The 21,025-nt window shown below is 64.9% G+C and carries 18 protein-coding genes and 1 pseudogene; 15 read left to right on the plus strand and 4 right to left on the minus strand.

Going from position 1 to position 21,025, the window contains the following annotated elements; all coding sequences use genetic code 11:
- Positions 1 to 18 precede the first annotated feature (18 nt).
- The 10 genes and pseudogenes from H290_RS0104465 to holA all read left to right on the plus strand — a co-directional run bounded on the left by H290_RS0104465 (position 19) and on the right by holA (position 9,226).
- A complete protein-coding gene (locus H290_RS0104465; RefSeq protein ID WP_028462778.1) occupies positions 19 to 900 on the plus strand; it encodes a MoxR family ATPase in 882 nt (293 codons plus the stop codon).
- Between the two features lie 7 nt (positions 901 to 907).
- Entirely contained in the window at positions 908 to 2,302 is a 1,395-nt protein-coding gene (locus H290_RS0104470) for a VWA domain-containing protein (RefSeq protein ID WP_020105568.1), read from the plus strand.
- Between the two features lie 23 nt (positions 2,303 to 2,325).
- Positions 2,326 to 2,970, plus strand: a pseudogene (nadD, locus tag H290_RS0104475) (nicotinate-nucleotide adenylyltransferase); the annotation flags it as partial.
- A gap of 11 nt (positions 2,971 to 2,981) precedes the next feature.
- Positions 2,982 to 3,398 carry a ribosome silencing factor gene (gene rsfS / locus H290_RS0104480; protein WP_020105570.1) on the plus strand — a complete coding sequence of 139 codons (417 nt, stop codon included), beginning with the start codon at positions 2,982 to 2,984 and terminating at the stop codon, positions 3,396 to 3,398.
- Complete coding sequence (locus H290_RS0104485; protein WP_020105571.1) at positions 3,391 to 4,107, plus strand: histidine phosphatase family protein; 717 nt, start codon at positions 3,391 to 3,393, stop codon at positions 4,105 to 4,107. Before rsfS ends, H290_RS0104485 begins: the two co-directional genes overlap by 8 nt.
- Complete coding sequence (gene octT / locus H290_RS0104490; protein ID WP_020105572.1) at positions 4,104 to 4,868, plus strand: diglucosylglycerate octanoyltransferase; 765 nt, start codon at positions 4,104 to 4,106, stop codon at positions 4,866 to 4,868. Before H290_RS0104485 ends, octT begins: the two co-directional genes overlap by 4 nt.
- Complete coding sequence (locus tag H290_RS0104495; RefSeq protein ID WP_020105573.1) at positions 4,865 to 5,713, plus strand: DegV family protein; 849 nt, start codon at positions 4,865 to 4,867, stop codon at positions 5,711 to 5,713. Before octT ends, H290_RS0104495 begins: the two co-directional genes overlap by 4 nt.
- 92 nt (positions 5,714 to 5,805) lie before the next feature.
- Entirely contained in the window at positions 5,806 to 6,825 is a 1,020-nt protein-coding gene (locus H290_RS27790) for a ComEA family DNA-binding protein (RefSeq protein ID WP_020105574.1), read from the plus strand.
- On the plus strand, positions 6,822 to 8,216 hold the full coding sequence (locus H290_RS0104505; RefSeq protein ID WP_020105575.1) for a ComEC/Rec2 family competence protein: 1,395 nt from the start codon (positions 6,822 to 6,824) through the stop codon (positions 8,214 to 8,216). The genes H290_RS27790 and H290_RS0104505 overlap by 4 nt, the downstream gene beginning before the upstream one ends.
- Before the next feature lie 26 nt (positions 8,217 to 8,242).
- Positions 8,243 to 9,226 (plus strand): DNA polymerase III subunit delta, encoded by a 984-nt coding sequence (gene holA, locus H290_RS0104510; RefSeq protein WP_028462781.1) that lies wholly within the window; start codon positions 8,243 to 8,245, stop codon positions 9,224 to 9,226.
- A 160-nt stretch (positions 9,227 to 9,386) separates the two neighbouring features.
- Here the strand turns inward: holA and rpsT are convergent, their stop codons facing one another.
- Positions 9,387 to 9,647, minus strand: a complete 261-nt coding sequence (gene rpsT / locus H290_RS0104515; RefSeq protein WP_020105577.1) for a 30S ribosomal protein S20 — start codon at positions 9,645 to 9,647, stop codon at positions 9,387 to 9,389.
- Between the two features lie 156 nt (positions 9,648 to 9,803).
- Between rpsT and H290_RS0104520 the strand changes: the two genes are divergently transcribed.
- From H290_RS0104520 to H290_RS0104530, 3 genes are read left to right on the plus strand one after another with little or no spacing between them, the layout of a single operon-like run.
- On the plus strand, positions 9,804 to 11,594 hold the full coding sequence (locus H290_RS0104520) for a circularly permuted type 2 ATP-grasp protein (RefSeq protein ID WP_020105578.1): 1,791 nt from the start codon (positions 9,804 to 9,806) through the stop codon (positions 11,592 to 11,594).
- A gap of 2 nt (positions 11,595 to 11,596) precedes the next feature.
- Positions 11,597 to 12,577 (plus strand): alpha-E domain-containing protein, encoded by a 981-nt coding sequence (locus H290_RS0104525; protein ID WP_028462782.1) that lies wholly within the window; start codon positions 11,597 to 11,599, stop codon positions 12,575 to 12,577.
- On the plus strand, positions 12,574 to 13,422 hold the full coding sequence (locus H290_RS0104530) for a transglutaminase family protein (protein ID WP_020105580.1): 849 nt from the start codon (positions 12,574 to 12,576) through the stop codon (positions 13,420 to 13,422). Before H290_RS0104525 ends, H290_RS0104530 begins: the two co-directional genes overlap by 4 nt.
- A gap of 93 nt (positions 13,423 to 13,515) precedes the next feature.
- Here H290_RS0104530 and H290_RS27795 read toward each other — a convergent pair whose 3' ends face one another.
- Both H290_RS27795 and H290_RS0104540 read right to left on the minus strand, forming a co-directional pair.
- Positions 13,516 to 14,007: a type II toxin-antitoxin system PemK/MazF family toxin gene (locus H290_RS27795; RefSeq protein ID WP_028462783.1), complete on the minus strand. Its 492-nt coding sequence runs from the start codon at positions 14,005 to 14,007 to the stop codon at positions 13,516 to 13,518.
- A 13-nt stretch (positions 14,008 to 14,020) separates the two neighbouring features.
- Positions 14,021 to 14,668: an alpha/beta fold hydrolase gene (locus tag H290_RS0104540; RefSeq protein ID WP_020105582.1), complete on the minus strand. Its 648-nt coding sequence runs from the start codon at positions 14,666 to 14,668 to the stop codon at positions 14,021 to 14,023.
- Positions 14,669 to 14,750: 82 nt separating this feature from the next.
- Between H290_RS0104540 and lepA the strand changes: the two genes are divergently transcribed.
- Both lepA and H290_RS0104550 read left to right on the plus strand, forming a co-directional pair.
- Positions 14,751 to 16,649: a translation elongation factor 4 gene (gene lepA / locus H290_RS0104545; protein ID WP_020105583.1), complete on the plus strand. Its 1,899-nt coding sequence runs from the start codon at positions 14,751 to 14,753 to the stop codon at positions 16,647 to 16,649.
- 36 nt (positions 16,650 to 16,685) lie between these two features.
- The gene (locus tag H290_RS0104550; RefSeq protein ID WP_020105584.1) at positions 16,686 to 18,716 is read left to right on the plus strand and encodes a M3 family metallopeptidase; all 2,031 of its coding nucleotides are present in this window, start codon (positions 16,686 to 16,688) and stop codon (positions 18,714 to 18,716) included.
- 203 nt (positions 18,717 to 18,919) lie between these two features.
- Here H290_RS0104550 and H290_RS0104555 read toward each other — a convergent pair whose 3' ends face one another.
- Complete coding sequence (locus tag H290_RS0104555) at positions 18,920 to 20,815, minus strand: glycoside hydrolase family 15 protein (RefSeq protein ID WP_369758762.1); 1,896 nt, start codon at positions 20,813 to 20,815, stop codon at positions 18,920 to 18,922.
- Positions 20,816 to 21,025: the final 210 nt, after the last annotated feature.

Genomic DNA, 21,025 nt, shown 5'->3' on the forward strand with positions numbered 1-21,025 from the left:
CTTCTTAGGAGCAACACGATGGCCGTAGAGCCCAGTTTCACCGACGTGCCCGGCGTACGCGAGACGCTTGCCGGCGTCGGGTACCTGGCCGACGAAGCAACCTCGACGTCGGTGTTCCTGGCCGACCGGCTGGGCAAGCCGCTGCTCGTCGAAGGACCCGCCGGTGTCGGTAAGACCGAGCTGGCCCGTGCGATCTCGCAGACCACCAACGCCGAACTCGTCCGGCTGCAGTGCTACGAGGGCATCGACGAAGCCCGCGCGCTCTACGAGTGGAACCACGCCAAGCAGATCCTGGCGATCCAGGCGACCGGTCAGCGCGGCTGGGACGAGACCAAGGCCGACATCTTCTCGGACGAGTTCCTGCTCCCGCGACCGCTGCTGAAGGCCATTTCCAACACCGGACCGACCGTGTTGCTGATCGACGAGGTCGACAAGGCCGACGTCGACATCGAAGGCCTGCTGCTCGAGGTGCTCAGCGACTTCGCGATCACCATCCCGGAGATGGGCACGGTCACCGCCGCACGGCGACCGATCGTGCTGCTGACGTCCAACGCGACCCGCGAACTGTCCGAGGCCCTCAAGCGGCGCTGCCTGTACCTGTACATCGACTTCCCGGATGCTGCGCGCGAGCGTGAGATCCTGGCCAGCCGGGTTCCCCAACTCGCCGAGTCCGTCGCCAGGGAACTGGTCCGCATCATCGGCGTCCTGCGCACCCTCGACATCCGTAAGAAGCCGTCGGTGGCCGAGACGATCGACTGGGCCAACACCCTGCTCGCACTGGGCGTCGGCGAGAAGCCGGGGTCGGAGATCGACAACGCGATCATCGCCAAGACCCTGGGCGTCGTCCTCAAGCACCGTCCGGATGTGGCCACGGCCCTCAAGGAACTGAAGCTGAGCTGAGCACGCTGTGACTGCCCCCTTCATCACCCAGCTCACCGGGTTCGTCGACGACCTCCGGGCCCGCGGGATCGTGGTCGGTCCGGCGAACCTGATCGATGCGGGTCAGGCGACCGCAGTGCTGGACCTCCTCGACCGCGAGAGCTTCCGCGAGGGGATGGCCTGCACGCTGCTCCACGACAACGGACACCGCAAGGTCTTCGACTCGGTCTTCAACCTGTGGTTCCCGCTGGGCGCGGGCGACCGCAGCGGCGACCTCGACGACGCCTTCGCCCTCGATGCGGACGGCAAGATCGACAGGGAGGCGGTGCGTGACCGCCTCGCACAACTCCTGGCCGAGGATTCTCCGGAATCGGAGGCCGAGCTCGCCCGATTCGCGGCGATGGTGGTCGCCGAGATGGGTAAATACCAGTCGACCCGGGATTCGGCGTACTCCACCTATCAGGCGATGTCGGCGATCGACCCGCAGACATTGATCGCACGGATCGCCGCGGCGATGGCCGTCGGCGCCGGCAATGATGCCGACGGCAGGGATCCGGTCTTCCGGAAGGCGGCGGCCGACCGGGTGAAACAGTTCCGGACGATGGTCGACAACGAGACCAAGCGCCGGATGGCCGAGCGCAACGGACGCGAACGGGTGTCGCAGTACGCGGTACCGCACCTTCCCGAACGCGTGAACTTCCTGTCCGCCGGGGCAGCCGACATGGCCGAGGTCAAACGCACCATCGCGCCGCTCGCCCGGCTCCTCGCATCCCGGCTGGAGATCCGCCGGCGGCGCGCTCATCGCGGTGCCATCGACGTCCGCAAAACGTTGCGGGCCTCGATGTCGACCGGCGGTGTCCCGATCGATCTGGTCCGCCGCAAGCCGCGTGTCGGACGCCCCGAACTGGTGGTGCTCTGCGACGTGTCGGGCTCGGTGGCCGGGTTCTCACAGTTCACCTTGCAACTGGTTTACGCATTGCGGCAACAGTTTTCAAAGGTCCGGGTTTTTGCATTCGTCGACACCGTCGACGAGGTGACCGAGTTCTTCGACGGCCCCGACCTCGATTTCACGGCGGCAATTCACGACATGATCGCCTCGGCCCGTCTGATCACGCGCGACGGTCACTCCGACTACGGCCATGCGTTCGACGGCTTTGCCGGCGAGTATCTGGACGCGCTGACACGGCGTGGTGCGTTGCTCATCCTGGGGGACGGCCGCAACAACTATCGCGACCCGAAACTCGACGCGCTGGCCAAGATGGTCGACCACACGCGCCACGCCTACTGGCTCAATCCGGAGGCCGCGACCCACTGGGATTCCGGCGACTCGATCGCCGCAACCTACTCCGATGTCATCGACATGCACGAATGTCGAAACGCCTCTCAACTGGCCAAGGTGATCGCCAACCTCCTGCCCGTATGAGCTGATCAGTAGACTCAACCCTCATGCCCGATCCGACACCCATCTCCCGCGCCTCCACCGGTCGGAAGATCGGTGTCATGGGCGGCACGTTCGACCCCGTTCACAACGGCCACCTGGTCGCTGCGAGCGAGGTCGCGGACCGTTATGGCCTCGACGAGGTCATCTTTGTCCCCACCGGTCGGCCGTGGCAGAAGTTCCAGGACGTCGCCGCCGGGGTCAGCCCGCCCGAAGACCGCTACCTGATGACCGTGATCGCCACCGCGTCCAACCCGCGGTTCTCGGTCAGCAGGGTCGACATCGACCGTGAAGGCGACACCTACACGGTCGATACCCTGCGCGATCTCAAGCGTCAGAACCCGGATGCGGAATTGTTCTTCATCACCGGTGCGGACGCGCTGGCATCGATCTTGTCCTGGCAGGACTGGGAAGTGCTGTTCGAGTTGTCCAACTTTGTCGGGGTGTCACGCCCCGGCTACGAACTCGGCGCCGCACATCTGGACAGGCATCTGCAGAAGCTTCCTCCCGATACCCTCCATCTGATGGAGATACCGGCGTTGGCGATTTCCTCGACCGACTGCCGCAAGCGTGCGGCGGCCGGACGGCCGGTCTGGTACCTGGTACCGGACGGAGTGGTGCAGTACATCAGTAAGAGAAAGCTCTACCAATCGAAAGGCACTCTGTGACAGCGTCACCCGAGGCGGTCGCCATGGCCACCGTCGCCGCCCATGCGGCCGCCGACAAACTGGCCGCAAATGTGATCGTTCTCGATGTTTCCGAGCAGCTGGTCATCACTGACTGCTTTGTCATCGCATCGGCCGACAACGAACGACAGGTCAGCGCCATCGTTGACGAGGTCGAGGAGAAATTGCGCGAAGCCGGCCACAAGCCGGTCCGTCGTGAAGGTGCGCGTGAGGGGCGCTGGACACTGCTCGACTACGTCGACGTCGTCATCCACGTACTGCATGAAGAGGAGCGGGAGTTCTATGCCCTCGAACGTCTCTGGAAGGACTGCCCGACGGTCGACATCCCCGGGCTTGACACCCCAGTGATCGCGACCGGCGGTGACGAAGAAACCGAAAGCTCGGACCATGAATGAGTTGTTGCGTCCGGACAGCCACGACTCCAGCGTCGAGCGGATGACGCCGGTGGTGCGTCGGCTCGTGCTGCTGCGGCATGGGCAGACCGAATACAACGCGACGAGCCGGATGCAGGGTCAGCTCGACACCGATCTGTCCGAACTCGGCGTCCGGCAGGCTGCTGCCGCGGCGAAGGTGCTGGCCGCCCGTGAACCGCGTCTGATCATCTCCTCGGACCTGCGGCGCGCGCGGGACACCGCGGCTGCTCTGGCCGACCAGGCCGGCCTCGAGGTCGGCCTGGACAAGCGGCTGCGCGAAACCCATCTCGGCGACTGGCAGGGACTGACCCACCAGGAGGTCGATGCGAAGCTCCCCGGTGCCCGCCGGATCTGGCGTGACGATGCCACCTGGACGCCACCGGGTGGGGAGAGTCGCGTCGACGTGGCGCGCCGGAGCGTGCCTCTGGTGGAGGAACTCGTTGCCGGACTTGGTGATTGGGGTCGCGGCGACACTCCTGACGCACCGGTTGTCCTGGTGGCACACGGTGGGGCGATCGCAGCCCTGACCGCCGGGCTACTGGGTCTGCCCATCAGCCACTGGCCGCTGTTCGGCGGACTGGCGAACACCAGTTGGGTGCAGCTCAGCGGACACGGTGAAGACAACGACACCACCTGGCGGCTCGACGTGTGGAACGCGTCCGCCGAGGTATCCGATCCCGCGGTGCAATGAGCCAGGACATCGCGCAGCCCACGCGGGGCAGCCTCTTGGTGCTCTCGGACTCCTTGTCCTATTACGGCCCCAAGGGCGGCTTGCCAGCCAACGATCCGCGGATCTGGCCGACACTCGCCGCGCAGGAGCTGGGGCTCGAGCTCGAGCTGTTCGGGCGGATCGGCTGGACCAGCCGCGACGTCTGGTGGGCACTGACCCAGGATCCGAACATCTGGGCTGCCGTTCCACGGGCGAGCGCGGTCGTTTTTGCGTTCGGCGGGATGGATTCTCTGCCATCTCCACTGCCGACCGCCTTGCGTGAGCAAATCCGCTACGTCCGGCCACCGCGACTGCGTCAGTACGTTCGCGACGGCTACGGCTGGCTTCAGCCGCGGCTGGCCCGCACCGGGTGGCCGTTGGCACTGCCGCCGGCACTGACCGCGGACTACCTCGGCAAGATCCACGAGGCTCTGATCACGATCCGCCCCGACCTGCCGGTGGTGGCCTGCCTGCCCTCGACACATCGCAGTCCGTACTACGGCAACGTGCACAAGGGCCGGCCACAAACGGTGGCCGCGATGACCACGTGGGCGGAGTCGGCGCAGGTGCCTCTCGTCGACCTCATGCCGCCGACCGCCGCACATTTTGATCGTGGTGAAGGCAACCCGGATGGCATCCACTGGGGTTTCGGGTGTCATCGCGAGGTGGCCGATCTCGTCCGGTCCGCGGTGTCCGACGTCCTCACGACTCCCGACGTCCCGACGACTAACGTGGCCCTGTGACCGTTGTCGTCGTGACCGATTCCTCGGCGCGCCTGCCTGATGCGCTGCGCGAGCGGTACCACATCATTTCGGTGCCGCTCCATGTCCTGTCGGGGGATCTGGATCTGCGCGAGGACGTCGACGAGATCGGCCCCGAGATCTACAACGACTCGCAGACCACGACGTCGGGTGTGACACCCGCCGACCTCGAGGCCGCGTATGCGCGCGCCATCGAGGCGAGCGAGGGCGATGGTGTCGTGGCAGTACATCTGTCCCGGCGGTTCAGTGGGACCTGGGGCACTGCGCAAGTGGTGGCCGAGAAGTTTCAGGGTCATATCCGGGTGGTCGACTCACGGACCGTGGGGCTCGGTGTCGGCTTCGCTGCCCTGGCGGCGGCGCAGCAGGCGGAATCCGGGGCCGATATGGACCGCGTTTATGAAGCCGCGATCCGAGTCGGATCGACGACGGAGTGTCTGCTGTGTGTGCAGCAACTGGACAATCTGCGGTCGAGTGGTCGGATCGGCGTCGCCACCAGGTTCTTTGCGTCCGCTCTGGCGATCAAGCCCATCCTGAGGGTGGTCGACGGGACGTTGGCGCTGAAGGACAAGCAACGGACCACATCCAAGGCCATCGCCAAGCTCATCGAATCCGGCATCGAGATAGCCGATCAACGACCGGTGACACTGGGCGTACAGCATTGCGAGGCACCGGATCTCGCGGAGCAGATCATCGACGCGCTGCAGTCGAAACTGACGATCACCTCGCTGGTGCAGTCCGATTTCGGTCCGGTGTTGTCGCGGCATGTGGGGACCGGAGCCGTAGGCATCGCTGTGACAACGTCACTCGACCCGATTGATTTCACCTGACGTTGTCCACAGTTCGCTGCAGATCTCACAGGTTCGGACCTCTGGTCGCTCTGTTCGGGTGAATCGCCGGATTCGCTTTCTACGGTTCTGCCATGAGAAGCAATCTCGATCGCTTGGCGGGATCGGGTGCACCCGTAACAGGTTCACCCTCGGCGTCGGCCGAACCGACTCGGTCTGAATGGCCTCAGTCCGAATGGTCGCAGCCGGGACCGGCACCGGACGATGCGCCGTGGCCGCAAGAATCCGCGCCTGATCCGGTCGCACCGGACTGGTTGGGATCGGCGCAGTGGTTGCACGGCAATCGATCAACCGAGCCTGATCGCGATGGTCGCGGTGGTGACACCGATGGGACCGATGACGTCGACGACGGGTATCGACCTCGCTGGGCTGATGACACCGGGGACCCGCAGGCCGACGGGCCGCTGAGACGGCGATGGCGATCGACACCCGCGGCGGCGATCGCCCTGGTGGCGGTGGGACTCAGCGCCACGGCCATCGCCCTCTACACGGCATTCGCCAGTGGTGACACCGGATCGCAGGTGCCGGTGAACTTCCCCGCCACCGCGGGCGTGGCCGCACCGAGTGCGAGTGCCGCACCTCCTGAAAGTGCCCAGCCCCCAGCCGAACTCGTGGTGAGTGTGGTGGGTCTGGTGCACCGGCCCGGTCTTGTCCATCTGCCTCCGCAGTCCCGGGTGGCCGATGCCATCGACAAAGCCGGTGGTGCAAAGAACGGAGCAGACCTGTTGTCGTTGAACATGGCTCGGCCACTTCGCGATGGCGATCAGATCCTGGTCGGTTTCGCGGATCCGGCGGGTGGTGTCCAGATGCGGAGTGCGGTGGTCGCGGTGGACGGCGCCGGTGCCACTCCGGGCAGCGCTGCACCCCAGGGATCAACCGCGCCGGGAACCGAACCTGCCGGGGGACTGGTGAATCTCAATACCGCCACCGACGCCGAACTGGATACCTTGCCCGGGGTGGGTCCGGTGACCGCCGCCGCCATCATCGCGTGGCGGCAGGCCAACGGGCACTTTGCATCCGTCGATCAGCTCGCCGAGGTCGACGGGATCGGTCCGGGACGTCTGGAGAAGATCCGGGGCAAGGTCACGGTGTGACCGGCCGCGAGCCCACCCGGCTCGACCTGCGGTTGGTGCCGGCGGCAGTCGGAAGTTGGCTCGTCACAATGCTGGGTGTGATCGGCTCGATCCCGGTCACCGGTGCTGCCGCCGGTACGGCGTCGCTCTGCACCATGCTGTTGATCGTGGCGTTGATACGGCGGTCACGAATGATGTTGTTGCCGATACTGATCGGTCTGTCGGGGACCCTGGCCGGATTCGGGTGGGCAATGGTCTTGCGGCAGCACCACATCGCGTCGAACCCGTTGTCCGATGAAGGCGCTCAGCGGAGTAAGGCCACGGTCACGGTCCGCATCTCTGACGACCCGAAGATCGTTGCCCGCACCGATCGCGTCGTGGTGGCGGTCTCCGTGGTGAGAGTGCGAGGCAGTGCGGTTCCGAAAGCCGGAGCCACTGTGCTGGCCCCGGTCGATGGGTGGCTGGAATTGATTCCGGGGCAACAGGTCTCTGCGGTGTTCACGGTGTCTGAACCCCGCAGACCCGATCTCACCGTTGCCACCCTCACCACGTCGAGCGCGCCGAAGGTTGTGCGTGGTCCACCGGCCTATCAGCGATGGGCAGACGCGGTACGGGCGCAGTTTCGGCAGGTGTCCTCGCAGGCGTTGGGGGAGCCGGAGTCCGGTCTGTTGCCGGGACTGGTGCTGGGGGACACATCCGCACTGAGCGACGATCTGAAGGACAACTTCCGAACCTGTGGGCTGACGCATCTGACCGCGGTGTCCGGTGCCAACTTCGCGATCATCATCGGGGCACTGCTGTTGGTGGTCCGATGGCTCGGTGCCGGACCTCGGCCGGCGGTCGCGCTCACCGCGATCGCCATTGTTGTGTTCGTGATCCTGGTCCGGCCGAGTCCGAGTGTGGTCCGGGCGGCGGTGATGGGTGGCGTGGGATTGTCGGCGCTGTTGATCCGTCGACGGTCGCAGGCCATGCCCGCGCTGTGTGCGGCGATCATGACGCTGTTGATGATCTGGCCGGCTTTTGCGGTCCAGCCGGGATTCATCCTGTCGGTGACGGCCACTGCCGGGCTCATCGTGATCGCGCCCGTGGTCGCGGAATGGCTTCGGAATCATCGTGTCCCGGGCGGTGTCGCCGAACTGCTGGCCGTGGCCGTCGTTGCGCAGGCAGTGACCACACCGACCGTCTTGATGATCAGCGGACAGATCAGCACGGTGGCGATTGTGGCGAATCTGGTGATCGCGCTGGTGATTGCACCGATCACGGTTCTGGGTACCTGCGCATCCGTGGCGGCCTTGGTGTGCCCGCCGGTCGCGGTGCTCCTCGCGCGATTCACCGGTCCGGAATTGTGGTGGATGGTGTGGGTCGCCGAAAAGCTCAGTCGCATCCCGTTCGCGACATTGACGCTGTGGTGAACAGCCGGGACGCGGGAGGTGTCGCGGTGCTCTGGCACGATGACAGTGTGAACAGCGTGCGCCTGATCCTCGGTGATGACGAATTTCTTGCCGAACGCGCGACGTCCGCGGTCATCGCCGAGGTTCGTGGTGCGGTCGACAACCCCGACGACATTCCGATCACGCGACTGCGGGCCGGTGATGCGACGGCACCGGAACTGGCTGAGCTGCTGAGTCCTTCGCTCTTTGCCGAGGACCGGATCATCGTCCTGGAGGCAGCGGGTGAGGCCGGAAAAGAACCGGCGAAGCTGGTCACCGAGGTGGCGGAGAATCCGCCGGAGGGTGTGACACTCGTCATCTGCCATTCAGGTGGTGGCCGCGCGAAGTCGATGGTTGCGGCACTGCGCAAATCGGGCGCCGAGGTCCACGATTGCGTCAAGTTGCCGCCCTGGGAGATGGGCACGTTTGTGCGCGCGGAGTTCGGAAGACTCGGCGTCAAAGCGAACCGCAACGTTGTCGACAAACTCGTCGAATCGGTCCGCGCCAATCTGCGTGACCTGTCGGCGGCATGCGCGCAGCTCGTTGCCGACACCGGTGGCAAGGTCACCGTCGAGTCGGTCACCCGTTACTACTCGGGGCGTCCGGAGATCAAGGGATTCGACGTTGCCGACCTCGCTGTCGGCGGAGATCGGGCCGGAGCTCTCGAAGCCCTGCAGTGGGCGCACCACCACGGTGTTCCCCATGTGCTCGTGGCCGATGCGCTCGGTGAATCCATCCACGGGATCGCACGGGTGTACGGCATGGGCAAACCCAATCCGCAAGCCATCGTGTCGGAGCTGGGGATGCCGCCGGGCCGGGCCAAGCGGGTGCAGGCTCAGGCCATCGGGTGGGATCCGCCGTCGATCGCGCGTGCGATGTCTGTGGTCGCGACGCTGAACGGGGACGTCAAGGGCCAGGCTGCCGACGCCGACTTCAGCCTGCAACGCGCCGTCGCCGCCATCGCCGATCTGCGTCCGTCACCACGTCGCTGACCGGTCGGCCGGTCTCGCGGGTCATTGCCCTGGACCCCGGCGACCCGCGAAATGAGCTGAACATCTTCAGCGCACGACAAAAACCCCGGCGACTGCGTGGGAGCCGCCAGGGTTAGCGCGTCTTGCTGAAGTTATCGTGCCCGGTGAAGGGCGGGGTAGATCAGAGCTTGTTCAGCGCCAATGCCATTGCCGACTTCTTGTTGGCGGCCTGGTTCGAGTGGATGACACCCTTGGTGGCAGCTTTGTCCAGCTTCTTGCCGGTGGCGACGAGGAGCTCGGAAGCCTTGTCCTTCTCGCCGGACGCAACGGCCTCGCGGAATGAACGGATCGCGGTACGCAGGGCCGACTTGGTCGACTGGTTACGCAGTCGTGCAGCTTCGTTGGTCTTGTTCCGCTTGATCTGAGACTTGATGTTTGCCACGCGTGTATTTTCCTTAGCTCAAAGATTGTGGTTTTGGTGTCAGCACCAGCGAGCCACGTTACCAGCCGCAGGACTGCCACCCAAATTATCGGACCGTGACGGGCAATACTGCGCTGAGCTCTGCCGATTTTCGTCTCTTGCGGCACCATAAGTCACATGATTGCGGCAACAACAGCAGGTTCAAAGCGCGCGAGCGCGTCTCGGGGGACCGGAACCAACGTGGCGGGCGACACCCCGCCGGTGAAGAAAAAGGCCGCAAAGGTCGCAGGTACGGGCGCGGCGCGGGATAAGGCGCCGGCGAAGAAACCTGCGGCCGGCACCACCGCAAAGTCGACTGACTCGGCGGGGATCTTCGAGGGATATGGCGCCGGACCGTACGGCGGAGCCTTCGACGAGATGTTCGACGGCTACGACAGCGCGGACGTCCGCGGCCCGTACAAGGGCATCCACAAGGCACTCGGCAGCTATGACGGCGCCGATCTCGAGACCCGCGTCGACGCCCTCGGCCGGGCATTCATCGACCAGGGCATCACCTTCTCGCACTCGGGCCAGGAACGGCCTTTCCCTCTCGATGTTGTTCCCAGAGTCATCTCCGCCGGCGAGTGGGCAAAGCTCGAGCGCGGCATCACCCAGCGCGTCAAGGCGCTGGAGATGTTCCTCGACGACATCTACGGCGACCAGGTCATCATCCGTGACGGGGTAGTGCCGAAAAGGCTCATCACCTCCTGCGAGCACTTCCATCGTCAGGCGATGGGCATCCGCCCGCCCAACGGTGTGCGTATCCACGTGGCGGGTATCGACCTGATCCGCGACGAGCACGGTGACTTCCGCGTCCTCGAGGACAACCTGCGGTCACCGTCGGGCGTGTCATACGTGATGGAGAACCGGCGAACGATGGCTCGGGTGTTCCCCGATCTCTTCGCCTCTCACCGAGTACGGGCGGTCGGCGATTACTCGTCGCACCTGCTGCGTGCCCTGCGCGCGTCGGCGGCATTCAACGAGGCCGACCCGAACGTGGTGGTTCTCACACCGGGCGTGGCCAACTCGGCATACTTCGAGCATTCATTGCTCGCTCGTCAGATGGGTGTCGAGCTCGTCGAAGGCCGGGACCTGTTCTGCCGCGACAACGTTGTGTACATGCGCACCACGGAGGGTGAGCAGCGCGTTGACGTGATCTATCGTCGCATCGACGACGACTTCCTCGACCCCATGCAGTTCCGCCCCGATTCGATGCTCGGCGTCGCCGGGCTGCTGAATGCCGCGCGGGCCGGCAACGTGGTCATCTCCAGTGCCGTCGGCAACGGCGTGGGCGACGACAAGCTGACCTACACCTACGTTCCCGAGATCATCGAGTACTACCTCGGTGAGAAGCCGAGCCTGGGCAACGTCGACACCTTGCGCTGCTGGCTCGATGAGGAGTGCGAAGAGGTCCTCGACCGAATCGACGAACTGGTCGTCAAACCTGTTGAGGGTTCAGGTGGTTACGGCATCGTATTCGGCCCGGATGCCACGGCCGACGAGCTGAATGTATTGGCGAAGAAGGTCCGTTCGGACCCGCGCGGGTGGATCGCGCAGCCGGTGGTGCAGCTCTCGACGGTGCCCACGAAGATCGGTGGACAGCTGTCGCCGCGGCATGTCGATCTGCGGCCATTCGCGGTGAACGACGGCGAGTCGGTGTGGGTGTTGCCCGGCGGCCTGACCCGCGTTGCGTTGCCCGAAGGGTCGCTGGTGGTCAACTCCAGCCAGGGCGGCGGCTCCAAGGACACCTGGGTGCTCGCCTCACGCAGTTCTGCCGAAGAGCGCGAGCTGGCCGGTGAAGAACTGGTCAGCGCGTCGGGCGCGGCGCCGAGTACACCAACGGAACAGGGGCCGGACATCACGTCGCAGCAGGAACAACAGCAACAGCAGCAGGAATTGCAGCAGGACCAGCAGGGCGGTATCCGCTGATGATGCTCGCTCGAAATGCCGAATCCCTCTACTGGATCGGCCGCTACGTCGAACGTGCCGACGACACCGCCCGCATCCTCGACGTCGCCGTCCATCAGCTTCTCGAGGACACCACCGTCAACCCGGATGCCCGTTGCCGGCTGGTGCTGCAGGTCCTCGGAATGGAGTTGCCGCCCAAACGCGAGTCGCTCGATGCATGGTCGCTGACCGAGCGGGTGGCGTACTCGAAGACCCTGCCCGGGTCGATCGTCGACAGTGTCGGGCAGGCTCGTGAGAATGCCAGGGGTGCAAGGGAAGTCACATCCAGCGAGATGTGGGAATGCCTCAACACCACCTACAACGGACTCGCCGATGCCGAGCGAGCCTCACGGAAACTGGGCCCGTACGAGTTTCTCTCTTATGTGAAGAACCGGGCCGCGATGTTCGCCGGCCTGGCCGACGCCACCCTGAGCCACGACGACGGATACCGGTATCTGTTGTTGGGGCGTTCGGTGGAGCGCGTCGACATGACGGTCCGAATGCTGTTGTCGCGAGCCGGCGACCGGTCGGGTTCACCGGCATGGGTCACCGTATTGCGTTCGGCGGGTGCGCATGACACGTATCTGCGGACCTATCGCGGTGCGCTCGACGCCACGCGCGTCGTCGAGTTCATGTTGCTGGACCGGCTTTTCCCGCGATCGGTGTTCCATGCGATCAATCTCGCGGAGCAGCAGTTGCTCCATCTCGACAACCGCCCCAGTCGCGTCGGCGCGCGGGCGGAGGCGGAGCGACTCCTCGGACGCGCTCGCAGTGGACTGGAGTTCATGCAGCCGGGAATGTTGTTGGAAGACCTGCAACCTCGGTTGGTGGATCTGCAGGAGACCTGCCGGGAAGTCAGTGAGGCCGTGACGGCGCAGTACTTCCACGTGTCGCCTTACGTCGCATGGGCCGGGGTTTCGGCCAGCGATTCGGTCAATCGTTTCATCGAGGAGAGTGAACTGTGAGCTGGCGTCTGCGGGTTGTCCATTCAACGGGTTTTGCCTACAACGCCCCGGTCACGTCGTCCTACAACGAGGCCAGGCTCACGCCGCGCAGCGATGCGCGTCAGAACGTGATCATCAACCGTGTCGAGACGATTCCGGCCACTCGTTCGTACCGTTACACCGACTACTGGGGTTCCGCGGTCACCGCGTTCGACCTCCACGCACCGCACGAGGAGCTCGAGGTCTCGGGGATGTCGGTGGTCGAAACCGAACCCGACGAAATGCCCGGTGAGGAAGACCAACTCGATTGGGAGGAGTTGCACTCGTACAAGGTGGTCGACCGGTACGACGAGTTGCTCACCAGCACCGGTTATGTGCCGGACAGTCGCCAACTGGCCCAGGTCGCCAAGCGTCTGACCAAGGGGATGACTCCACAGGAATCCGTGCTCGCGGTGTGTCAGTGGGTCCATTCCGAGATGGAATACGTGCCGGGCACGACCGGGGTTCACACCTCGGCTGTCGATGCCTGGAAGGCAAAGAAGGGTGTCTGCCAGGATTACGCGCATCTATGCCTGGTGTTGTTGCGCAGCCTGGGTATCCCGTCGCGCTATGTCTCCGGCTACCTGCACCCGAACAGCAAGGCGACGATCAACCGGACCGTCGAAGGACAGAGCCACGCCTGGATCGAGTCCTGGACCGGCGGATGGTGGGGTTACGACCCGACCAACGATGTGTCGATCACCGAACGTCACGTGTCGGTCGGTGTCGGCCGCGACTACTCCGACGTGACACCGCTCAAGGGCATCTACACCGGGGCCGGCGCGAAGGACCTCGAGGTCAAAGTCGAGATCACCCGGCTCGCCTGACGGCGTCGTACCCCTGAAACCTGTTGAAAAGGGGCAGGGCGAGGGCAAATAGCCCTCGCCCCTTTCCTATTCGTCAGTTTTCAGGGCCGGTTGTCAGTGCCAGCCGTATTTGGTGCGCAGGATCGCGGCCACCTGATCGAACTGTGCGCGGGGCACGATCGCACCCTCGCGGCGGATGCCGCTCTCGGCGATGTCGAGAACGCGGTCGAGGCGGATGAAGCTCTCGCGGTGCTCGCTGTCCCAGGACCCCGAGCCGATGCTGACCCAGTTGCGGTCGTCGCGGCGATGTTGCTGGCTCGAGAGCATCAGTCCCAGCAAGGTGTTGTCGTCGCGGCCGACGACAAGTACCGGCCGGTCTTTGCCCTGACCGGAATCCTCTTCGAATTCGACCCACGTCCAGACGATCTCGCCCGGATCAGCTTTCCCGTCCGGTTCGGGGGAGTACTCGAGTCTCCTGGCGCGCTGCCGGCTGGGTCGCGTCGGAGTAGGGCCCGTTTTCGCACCGCCCGTGGTCAGCTGGCGGAGCAGCTTCGGTCCGTGTTCCCGGACAAGCGACATCGCCATCCGACTGAATTTTCCTGCCATCAGATCAGCCTATTCACGCCTCGGGGATCGCGAAGAACTCGAACACGGCGTCGGCGGCGAGTCGGGGGGCTCCGGAGCGGTCGGGTTTGAGATCGTGTCCCACTTTTGGCAGGTCGATGAGCCGGGTCGGCGCGGGGATCAAATCGAGTGCACTGGTGAGTTCGTCGGTGGTGCCGAACGGATCGCTCGCGCCGTGGACCACGAGGACCGGCCGGGTGATCGACGGCAGGTGCTCGGTGCGGAGGCGGTCGGGCTTGCCGGGTGGATGCAGCGGGTACGACGTCAGCAACAGTCCGTCGGCGACGGACGGATCGTCGGCCACCACCATCGAGGCCTGTCGTCCGCCGTAGGAGTGACCACCGACGAGCAACGGGCCGGCGGATTCGCCCCGAAATGCGGCGCATGCCGCAACGATCCCGGCGCGATCGGTGGCAGCACCCGACGGGCTGGGTGGACCCTTGGGCCGCTTCTGCCGGTAGGGCAGGTCGATCCGGGCGACCGCCACATCGCGTTCGCAGAGCAGCTCGGCCACCGCCCGCAGCATCGGTGAATTGTGATTTCCGCCGGCGCCGTGCGCGAGGACCACGACCGCGGCAGCGGGGCCGGACGGGCGGTGCAGGGCCCCGACCACCCCGTCGGAATCCCAGTCGATGACAGTCATGAACTCACGCTAGCTGCTGCGCAGCACACCGAATGGCAGCTCCGCGGCCCGGTCATGAGAAACTGGAGGTCATGCGTCAGCTATGACGCCGGCGAAGCTCGACCAGCATCACCGCGTCACCCAAGGAGTGAGTTCAATTCCCAGGCTTTCCGACACCACGTTCACTGATCCTGCCAAGATCAGGAACTTCTGCATCATCGCGCACATCGATCATGGCAAGTCGACGCTTGCCGACCGGATGTTGCAGGTCACCGGAGTTGTCGAGGGTCGCGACATGCGCGCGCAGTATCTCGACCGGATGGACATCGAACGCGAACGCGGCATCACCATCAAGGCGCAGAACGTGCGACTGCCGTGGAACGTCGACGGCACCGACTATGTGATGCACCTGATCGACACGCCCGGCCACGTCGACTTCACCTATGAGGTCTCGCGGGCGCTCGAGGCGTGTGAAGGTGCCGTGTTGCTCGTCGATGCGGCTCAGGGCATCGAGGCGCAGACGCTGGCCAACCTGTATCTCGCGCTCGACAAAGAACTGACCATCATTCCGGTGCTGAACAAGATCGACCTGCCGGCCGCCGACCCGGATCGCTACGCCGCGGAGATCGCGCACATCATCGGCTGCGAGCCCGGCGACGTGCTGCGGGTCTCGGGCAAGACCGGCGTCGGCGTCACCGAGTTGCTCGATGAGGTCGTCAAGTTGATCCCGGCTCCGGTCGGCGATTCCGATGCTCCGGCCCGCGCGATGATCTTCGACTCCGTCTACGACACCTACCGCGGTGTGGTGACCTACGTGCGTGTGGTCGACGGCAAGATCGTGCCCCGCGAGAAGATCAAGATGATGTCCACCGGCACCACCCACGAGTTGCTCGAGGTCGGCATTGTCTCGCCCGACCCGAAGCCCTCGAAGGGGCTTGGTGTGGGTGAGGTCGGGTATCTCATCACCGGCGTGAAGGACGTCCGGCAGTCGAAGGTCGGTGACACGATCACGTTGGCCCGCAACGGCGCCATCGAACCGCTCACCGGCTACCGCGAGCCGCGTCCGATGGTCTACTCGGGTCTGTACCCGGTGGACGGATCCGACTATCCGGTCCTGCGTGAAGCGCTCGACAAGCTGCAGCTGAACGACGCCGCGCTGGCCTACGAACCGGAGACCTCGGTCGCGCTGGGATTCGGATTCCGCTGTGGATTCTTGGGCCTGCTGCACATGGAGATCAGCCGCGAACGCCTCGAGCGCGAGTTCGGCCTCAACCTGATCTCTACCGCACCCAACGTGGTCTACCGCGTCGAGATGGAAGACGGCAGCGAACACGTCGTCACCAACCCGTCGGACTGGCCAGAAGGCAAGGCCCGCAACATCTTCGAGCCGATCGTCAAGACGACGGTGATTGCGCCGAGTGAGTTCGTCGGCTCGATCATGGAACTGTGCCAGCAGCGGCGCGGTGAGCTCGGCGGCATGGACTACCTGTCGGAGACCCGCGTCGAACTGCGCTACACGCTGCCGATGGCCGAGATCATCTTCGACTTCTTCGACTCCCTCAAGTCACGTACGCGTGGCTACGCCAGCCTCGACTACGAGGAGGCCGGCGAGCAGGTCTCGAGCCTGGTCAAGGTCGACATCTTGTTGCAGGGTGAAGCAGTCGACGCCTTCAGCGCGATCGTTCACAAGGACGGCGCTGCCGCCTATGCAACCAAGATGACCACGAAGCTCAAAGAACTGATCCCGCGCCAGCAGTTCGAGGTGCCGATCCAGGCTGCCATCGGATCGAAGATCATTGCGCGTGAGAACATCCGGGCGATTCGCAAGGACGTGCTCGCCAAGTGCTACGGCGGTGACATCAGCCGTAAGCGCAAGCTCCTCGAGAAGCAGAAAGAGGGCAAGAAGCGCATGAAGACGATCGGTCGCGTCGAGGTGCCGCAGGAGGCATTTGTGGCGGCGCTGTCGTCGGATGCGTCGAGCGACAAGCCGAAAGGCAAGTAGCGCCCACACATGTCGGTGTGACACTACGATCGGCCCATGGCATCGAATCCTGTCCTGGTCCCGAGTACGCACCTGCACGTCCTGCCCGACTTTCCGTCGATCAGTGACGACGACTTCCTGCCGGCGTTCGACGAGGCGATGGGCGAGCATCTGCGGGAGGTCGAGAAGATCGCCGCCCTCAAGGCCGAGCCGACGTTCGCCAACACGATCGAGGAGCTCGAACGAAGTGGCCAGTCGCTGGGCACGGCGGCGGGGATCTTCTTCAACCTCAGCGGTGCCGATACCAATCCGCAGCGCAACGCGATCTCCCGGGAGCTCGCGCCCAAGCTGACGGCGCATGCGAACACGATTGCGCTGCACCAGGGTTTGTTCGCTCGGATCAACCAGCTCTTCGAGACCCGCGAGACACTGGGCCTCGATGAACCGTCGTTGCGCTTGCTCGAGAAGCGTCATCGTGATGCGATCCGGGCCGGTGCCGGGCTCGATCTCGACCAGCAGTCGCGGATGCGTGAGATCTCGGAGCGGCTGGCGACGCTCACCACCGAGTTCGGGCAGCGAGTCCTCGACGGCAGCAACGAGGCCGCGGTCCTCGTCGACTCGGCCGACAAGCTCGCGGGATTGTCCGACGGGCAGATCGCCGCGGCGCGTCGGGCAGCCAAGGAAGCCGGCCATCCGTCGGGGTATCTGCTGGCCATCGAACTGCCGTCGAGCCAGTCGACGGTTGCGTCCCTGGAGGATTCGGAAACCCGCCGCCGGGTGTTCGAGGCGTCGGTGAATCGCTGCGCGCAAGGTGGCCCCAACGACACCCGCGAGCTCGTACTCGAGATCGCCGCGCTCCGAGCCGAGCGGGCGCGGCTGCTCGGCTACCGCGATCATGCGGAGTTCGTGATCGCCGAAGAGACCGCTCCCAGTCCGGAAGCCGTTGAAGATCTGTTGTCCGACCTGGTGGCCTCTGCCATGCGGGCCGGTGGACGCGAGCTGACCGGGCTCGCTGCCGAGAACGGGACCGACATCGGAGCAGCCGACCTCACTTATCAGTTGGCCAAAGCCGAACAGCAGCGGTCCGCGGTGCCCCTGGACACGTTCTCCGACTACCTCGAGCTCAACTCGGTCCTCACCAAAGGTGTGTTCTATGCGGCCGGGCAGCTCTACGGGCTGCGATTCCAGGAGCTGACGGATCTGCCTGTGTATCACCCCGATGTGCGGGTATGGCAGGTGCTGGATGCGACAAATCGGTCGGTGGGCCTGTTCCTCGGTGACTTCTACGCCCGGCCCAGCAAGCGCGGCGGGGCCTGGATGAACACCTTCGTCGACCAGAGTTTCCTGCTCGAGAAGAGGCCGGTGGTGGTCAACGTCCTCAACCTCACCAAACCTGAAGCGGGACAGCCCTGTTTGCTGACGATGGATCAGCTGACCACACTGTTCCACGAATTCGGGCATGCGCTCCACGGGTTGCTGTCGGCCGTCAAATACCCGTCGCAGTCGGGGACGTCGGTGCCGCGTGACTTCGTGGAATTCCCGTCCCAGGTCAACGAGATGTGGGCGCTGCATCCCAAAGTGCTCGACAACTACGCGAAGCATCACCAGACCGGTGCCTCGATTCCGGCGGAATTGGCCGAGGCGGCCCGCGCCAACGCCGACGTCGAATCAGCCCACGGCACAATTGAATACCTGGCGGCCGCGGTCCTCGACTTGGCCTGGCATCGGATCACTGTCGAAGACGAGATCACCGATGTCGAGACCTTCGAGAAAGCCGCATTGGTGAAGGCGGGCGCGTCGTCCGAGCTGATCCCGCCGCGGTATCGCAGTGCGTATTTCAACCACATCTTCGGTGGCGGCTACTCGGCCGGTTATTACTCCTACATCTGGTCCGAGGTTCTCGACGCCGAGACCGAGCAGTGGTTCCTCACCGGTGGTGGACTGTCCGCCGACCTCGGCGCCGACTTTGTGGAGCACACGTTGTCCCGTGGCGACAGTGTGGATCCGATAGCGGCACACCAAGAACTGCTGGGTCGTCCGGCGCAGATCGAACCACTCCTACGCAGGCGGGGACTGCTCCCCGCCTGATCCGCCGAGCGGGCCCAACCGACCGCCGAGCGTGCCCAACCGACCACCGACCGTGCCCAAATCGCCGCCGAGCGTGCCCAAATCACCGCCGAGCGTGCCGAACCGACCGCCGAGCGTGCCGAAGTTGTTGGAGGCCAGACATTTTCGGCACGGTCAACGGTCGGTTGGGCACGCTCGACGGCGTTATGGGCACACTCGACGGATCAGTTGGCGGGGATGAAGGTGTTGTGGCCCAACGATTCTTCGGCCCGGATCACGTGCATCACGGCATTGATCAGGGCCAGATGGGTGAAAGCCTGAGGGAAGTTGCCGAGATGGCGACCGGTCTGCGGCTCGATCTCCTCGGCGTAGAGTTTGAGCGGGCTGGCGTAGTTCAGCAGCCGCTCGCACAGGGTCTTCGCCCGTGCCAATTCGCCGATCTCGACGAGCGCTGACACCAGCCAGAACGAACAGATCGTGAACGAACCCTCTTCGCCGGACAAGCCGTCATCGGTCTCTTCGACGCGGTAGCGCAATACGAGCCCGTTCTCGCTGAGTTCGTCGGCTATGGCGATCACGGTGTTCCGTACCCGGGGGTCATCCGACGGCAGGAACCGCAGGAGCGGGACCAGCAGCAGTGAGGCGTCGAGAGCGTCGTGCCCGTAGCGCTGGGTGAAGATGCCACGGTCGTTGACGCCGAACTCGAGGATGTCGGCCTTGATCTCGTCGGCGATCTCGGCCCACGTCTTCGCGTAGGACTTCTCGCCATGGATGGCCGCGAGTTTGGCGCCGCGGTCCAGCGCGATCCAGCACATGACCTTGGACGAGGTGAAATGCTGTGGCTCGCCGCGGACTTCCCAGATCCCGCGGTCGGGTTTGCGCCAGTGCTTGACCGCTTCTTCGACCTGGGCTTTGAGGACCGGCCACAACGTCTCGGACACCGTTTCGGTGGTCTTGGTGTTGAGGTACACCGAGTCGAGCATGGTGCCCCAGATGTCGTGCTGGCTCTGGTTATAGGCGCCGTTGCCGATGCGGACGGGCCGGGCGCCGTCGTAGCCGGAGAGATGGTTGAGTTCGGCTTCTTCGAGCGTGCGTTCGCCGCCGACGCCGTACATCACCTGCAACGGATGATGCTCACCGTTGGTGGCGCCGGAGACGTCGGCGATGAAGGAGAAGAAGTCGCTGGCCTCGCGGTCGAGGCCCAGGGTGTACAGACCCCACAACGCGAAGGTCGAATCGCGCACCCACGCGTAGCGGTAGTCCCAGTTACGTTCTCCCTGAGGGGTTTCCGGCAACGAGGTGGTGGCTGCCGCCAGCAGGGCACCGGTGGGTGAGTAGGTCAGCCCTTTGAGGGTGAGGGCACTGCGCTGCAGATAGTTCCGCCACGGGTGGTCGGGGAAGGTGCCGATGTTGATCCACTGCCGCCAGCACTCGGAGGTCTCCCACATCATCTGCGCGGCCTCCGCCCAGTCCTGCGGAGGTGGCTGGCTGCCCCAACTCATGGCGACGAAGTGGTTGTCACCTTCGACCATGCGGGTCCGGGCGCGGGCTTCACGGCCCTCGAGTCCGAGCTTGAGGCTGGTGGTCAGCTTCAGCGACTGGACATCACCGTCGACACCGGTCGCGCCGGCAATCGCTTCGCCGTACGCCGGGCCGGAGTATTCCCATTTGGTACCGCCCCGGTGGTAGTCGAACGCCGGCTCGCAGCTCATCGCCAGTTCCACGGTGCCGTTCACACAGCGGACCGTACGGAGGAGGACGTGCTTGGCATCCCAATCGGTCGGCGTGCGCTTATGCGTGCGCGACCGGGCTTCGTTGTCGTGCCATTTGCCCATCACCAGCGCGTCGCGAACGATGAGCCAACCGGTGTCGGTCTGCCACGTCGTCTCGACCATCAGGCTGCCGGGCAGGTACCGGCGGTCGACCGGAACGTTGACGCCGTAGGGCGCCAGTCGGAAATGGCCGGCGCTGCGGTCGAGGACCGCGCCGAAGACACTGGGGGAGTCGGGACGGGGGACACACATCCATTCCACCGAACCGTTGCGTGCGATGAGGCAGTTGCATTCGCAGTCGGACAGGAACGCGTAGTCGCCGATCGGCGGGAAGGCATTCTGCGGCATTCCGGGAGACGCGCCGATCGCCGGCGAGCTCAGTGCGGAATGCTGGCGCTTGGGGACGGCGCCCGCACCGGTGGGCGCGGTGTGGCCGGTATTGGTGAGGCCAGCGATACTGCTGTCCTCGGATGTGGTTGTCATGGCTCTATCATGCTGGCGGTCGTACTCCGCTGCCACCGCTGCAGAGATTCTGTTCGGACCCGGATTCTCGGGCCG

This window comes from Nocardia sp. 348MFTsu5.1, from assembly GCF_000383535.1.
Taxonomy (GTDB): Bacteria; Actinomycetota; Actinomycetes; order Mycobacteriales; family Mycobacteriaceae; genus Williamsia; species Williamsia faeni.